The 3840-nt window shown below is 70.9% G+C and carries 2 protein-coding genes and 2 pseudogenes; all 4 read right to left on the bottom strand.

The features are described from left to right. Positions 1-444: 444 nt before the first annotated feature. Positions 445-786 (bottom strand): annotated as a pseudogene (locus ON23_RS22005) (DivIVA domain-containing protein); the annotation flags it as partial. Positions 787-1209: 423 nt separating this feature from the next. Further along, positions 1210-2346, bottom strand: a complete 1137-nt coding sequence (locus tag ON23_RS22000; protein ID WP_039780482.1) for an Mrp/NBP35 family ATP-binding protein — start codon at positions 2344-2346, stop codon at positions 1210-1212. A gap of 65 nt (positions 2347-2411) precedes the next feature. After that, complete coding sequence (locus ON23_RS21995; RefSeq protein ID WP_039780483.1) at positions 2412-3248, bottom strand: lytic transglycosylase domain-containing protein; 837 nt, start codon at positions 3246-3248, stop codon at positions 2412-2414. A 163-nt stretch (positions 3249-3411) separates the two neighbouring features. Continuing rightward, a pseudogene (locus ON23_RS38710) lies at positions 3412-3840 on the bottom strand (Fe-S oxidoreductase); the annotation flags it as partial.

Genomic DNA, 3840 nt, shown 5'->3' with positions numbered 1-3840 from the left:
GTTCGCCGGATAGCCGGCCACCGGGAAGGCGGTGCCGGTCGGCGTCGGCGGCCCGCTGGGAAGGCTGCCGAAACCGCCGCCGGGGGCGAAGCCCGGGCCGGCGGTGAGGCTCGCGCCGGGACCGAAGCCCGCCCCGGGACCGAAACCGGTGCCGGGAGCGAAACCGGTGCCGAAGCCATCGACCGGACCGATGGACGTCGGACCGGTCGGACCGCCGAGGGCCGGGTTACCGGGATCGGCCGAACCGCCGAGAGCGGTGTTGCCCGGACCCGCCGGAGCGCCGAACGCGGGGGTACCCGGTCCGGCCGAGGCCGGTCCGCCGAGGCTGGTGGGAGTCGTGCTGCCGGGACCGGCGAAGGGAGCGCCGCCGAAGAAGGTTCCGGTGCTGAAGTTGGTGGTCGTGCCGTTGGCGGCGGCCGGGGGAGTGCCCGTGGGAGGCGGCGTGCTTCCTGTGTTCGATTGCGCCGCTGAGGTTTCCGGCTCGCCGGTGGCGGGCGGGGTGGCGACACGGCTGCGTTCGAGCTGGAGTTCCAGCTCGTCGATCCGTGCGGCCAATCGGCTCAGCGCCCAGTCGACCTCGCCGGCCTTGTACCCCCGGAACACCTGCTGGAATCGCAACGCGCGCACATCCGAGCCGCGAATCCCCGCGGCGGGCAGCACCGTCACCGTCGTGCCCTCCGGCAGCGGACCCAATTCCTCCCCGCGCCCGAACACCGCGCTGGCCACCAGGAACAGCAACGCGGCCACCAAGCCGACGATGAGCACGTACAACAGCAGCGTGAGCATAGGTCGAGCTTAGGTGGCGACACCGACAGCGAGCCCGGCAGCTGTGGCGAGCCGGTGTGATCGACGTCGAGGAATAGAGCGCTGTTCGTCGCGCAGCACGTGATCGAGCGCGGCCGACGCGTCCGCGGCCGCCTCGATTGTTCCGACTCGTCTTATCCAACGCCACCGCGCTGGCGTCGGCCGAGACGGGAGCGCGCGCGGGAACCGGTTCGGCCTTCCTGGCCTCCCTGCGGTTCGCGCTCGCGGCCGTGGTGTCACCGCTGGTGGGGTGAGGACACGGCCCGGCCGGTGGCGGTGATCATGATGGCCGGTTCGGTGGCTCCGGCCGGACTGGCGTACACCGTCCTCACCCGCGCGGTTTCAGCGCGGGGCGCGGCATCGGTGGTGTCCGGAACCCGCTGAGCGAGGGTGCTGGGGACTCGCCTATAGGTGCCGGGTGGTGTCGATGCCCAGCGACATGCCCGCCAGCCCGCGGCGGCGCACCGCCAACTTGTCGGCGATGCCCCGAAGCGCTTGTGCCGCAGGGTTTTCCGGGTCGCTCAGCACGATCGGGGTGCCCTCGTCACCGGCCTCGCGCAGTTCCTGGGTGATCGGGATCTGGCCGAGTAGCGGCACCTCGGCGCCGACCGCGCGGGTGAGCCGGTCGGCGACGGCCTGGCCACCGCCCGAACCGTAGAGCTCCATGCGGGAACCGTCGGGCAGATCCAGCCACGACATGTTCTCCACGACTCCGGCGATGCGCTGGCGGGTCTGCAGGGCGATGGCCCCGGCCCGTTCGGCGACCTCGGCAGCGGCCGGCTGCGGCGTGGTCACCACCAGGATCTCGGCATTCGGAATGAGCTGGGCGATGGAGATCGCGACGTCACCGGTGCCAGGCGGCAGATCCAGCAGCAGCACGTCCAGATCGCCCCAGAACACGTCGGCCAGGAACTGCTGCAGCGCGCGGTGCAGCATCGGGCCGCGCCACACCACCGGGGTGTTGCCCTGGGTGAACATGGCGATCGAGATGACCTTCACGTCGTGCGCGACCGGCGGCATGATCATCCGCTCCACCTGGGTGGGCCGCTGGTCGGTGCCGAGCATGCGCGGTACGGAATGGCCGTAGATATCGGCGTCCAGCACGCCGACCGAGAGACCCCGTGCGGCAAGCGCGGCCGCGAGATTGACGGTGACGCTCGACTTTCCGACGCCGCCCTTACCGGAGGCGACCGCGTACACGCGGGTCAGCGACCCCGGCTGGGCGAACGGGATCACCGGGTCGGCGGAGTCGCCGCGCAGCTGCTTGCGCAGTTCGGTGCGCTGCTCGTCGCTCATCACGTCGAGGTCGACGGTCACGGCGCCGACGCCGGCCACATCGGCCACCGCCTTGGTGACCATCTCGGTGAGCTTGGTGCGCAGCGGGCAGGCCGCGGTCGTCAGATAGATCTCGACGTGCACACTGCTGTCGTCGCGGACCGAGACGCTCTTGACCATGCCGAGTTCGGTGATCGGCTTGCGGATCTCCGGGTCGTCCACCTTCGCGAGCGCGCCCCGCACATCCGTTTCCGTAACCACTGGCATAGCGGTGAGTCTAGCGACCGTGGCGAGGGCGCCGTTCGGGGCAGCCTGGCCGGCTGCCGTCCGGCTCAGATTCGCGGCAGCTGGCTGGGCTTGGGCGCCACACCCGTCCGGTAGGCGACTTCCCATGCCATCACGTTGGCGACGTAGGCCATCGAGTTGTTGTAGCGCATGATCGCCTTGGACTGCTGCGACAGATCCGACATGTTCAATCCGCCCGAGCAGAGGTAGTTGCCGGCGGTCAGGGCGGCGTCGAACAGGTTCTGCGGATCGGCGATGCCGTCGCCGTCGCCGTCCCCGGCGTATTTGCGCCACGTCTCGGGCAGGAACTGCATCGGGCCGACCGCGCGGGTGAAGCCCTGCATACCGCCGTCGAGATCGTCACCGGTCGCGTGCACCACATTGTTGCCCGCCAGGCTGCCGTCGAGGACGGGGCCGTAGATCGGGTCGAGCGCGACGCCCTTGGAATCGGCCTTGCCGTAGGCGTGATGCGATTCGACCTGTCCGATACCGGCCAGCACCGACCACGGCATATGGCAGTCCGGCTGTTCCTGGGCCAGAATGCGTTCCGCGTTCTGGTAGGCCGCGTAGGCGATGCCCGGCAGACCGTTGGGCCCCGGCGGCAGATCGGCGGCGACCCGGCCTTCCGGCTGCGCAACGGTTTTCACGATCGGCGGGCCGGGATGCTTTGCGGCACGCATCATTTCGTCCGGTGCGGCCTGCTGGTCGGCGACCTGCTGAGCATCCGGAGTGTGTTGCGGCAGAGCCACAGCGGTGAATTCGCCGGTGTTGACCTCGGCGGCGGAGGCGCCGACGGCCACGAGTCCCGCGGGGACGAGGCCGGTCAGAGCGATAACGGATCCGCGCCGGACAGGGGTGGCCGGCTGCTTACGGTGACGTCCCACGATGTGGTGACCCTCCAATGCTCGCTGTGAGCTTTTCGTGACACAACGAGATCAGATTACCGCATCCGAGACCTTTTCGTTACTGCTTCGTGACCGCCTGTCCCGTTTATGCCGAAACCCCCGCCTCAGCGGGGGTTTCGGGTCGAACGAGGATGCCGGGCGACTACTGCGGCGGCGGCGGTCCCGGCAGCACGGGCAGCGGGACGACGATTCCGAACGGCAGCGTGATCCCCGGCTGCTGTGTCGGGCTCGGCGGCGCGGCCGGGGCGGGTGGGGCCGCCTCCGGGCCGGGTTCCGGTGTCTTGGACGGCGTTTGCGACTGCTGCTCGGGTGCGGCCGGTGCCGGTGCGCCGTTCGGCTGTGCGGGTGCGCCGGGCTGAGCACCGGGCGCCGGCTGGCCCTGCGGCTGCGTGCACGCCGGGGCCGGCGGCTTCGGCGCGTTCGGATCGGCCGGGGCCGCATTCGGATTCGCCGGCGCGTTCGGATCGGCGGGCTTGCCCTCGGCGGCCTGCGGATCGACCGGGCGCACCGGGTCGCCCGCCGCCCAGCGCTGGGTCTGGGCGGGTGCGGCCGGTCGGGCGGGTTGCCCGGG

The sequence above is a fragment of the Nocardia cerradoensis NBRC 101014 genome (genome assembly GCF_000308535.1).
Taxonomy (GTDB): Bacteria; Actinomycetota; Actinomycetes; order Mycobacteriales; family Mycobacteriaceae; genus Nocardia; species Nocardia cerradoensis.
This window is presented reverse-complemented; position numbering and strand designations above follow the sequence as displayed.

Coding starts and splice junctions, on each gene's coding strand:
- ON23_RS22000 (WP_039780482.1), bottom strand. CDS start 2,346: ATGCCAGTGGTTACGGAAACGGATGTGCGGGGCGCGCTCGCGAAGGTG.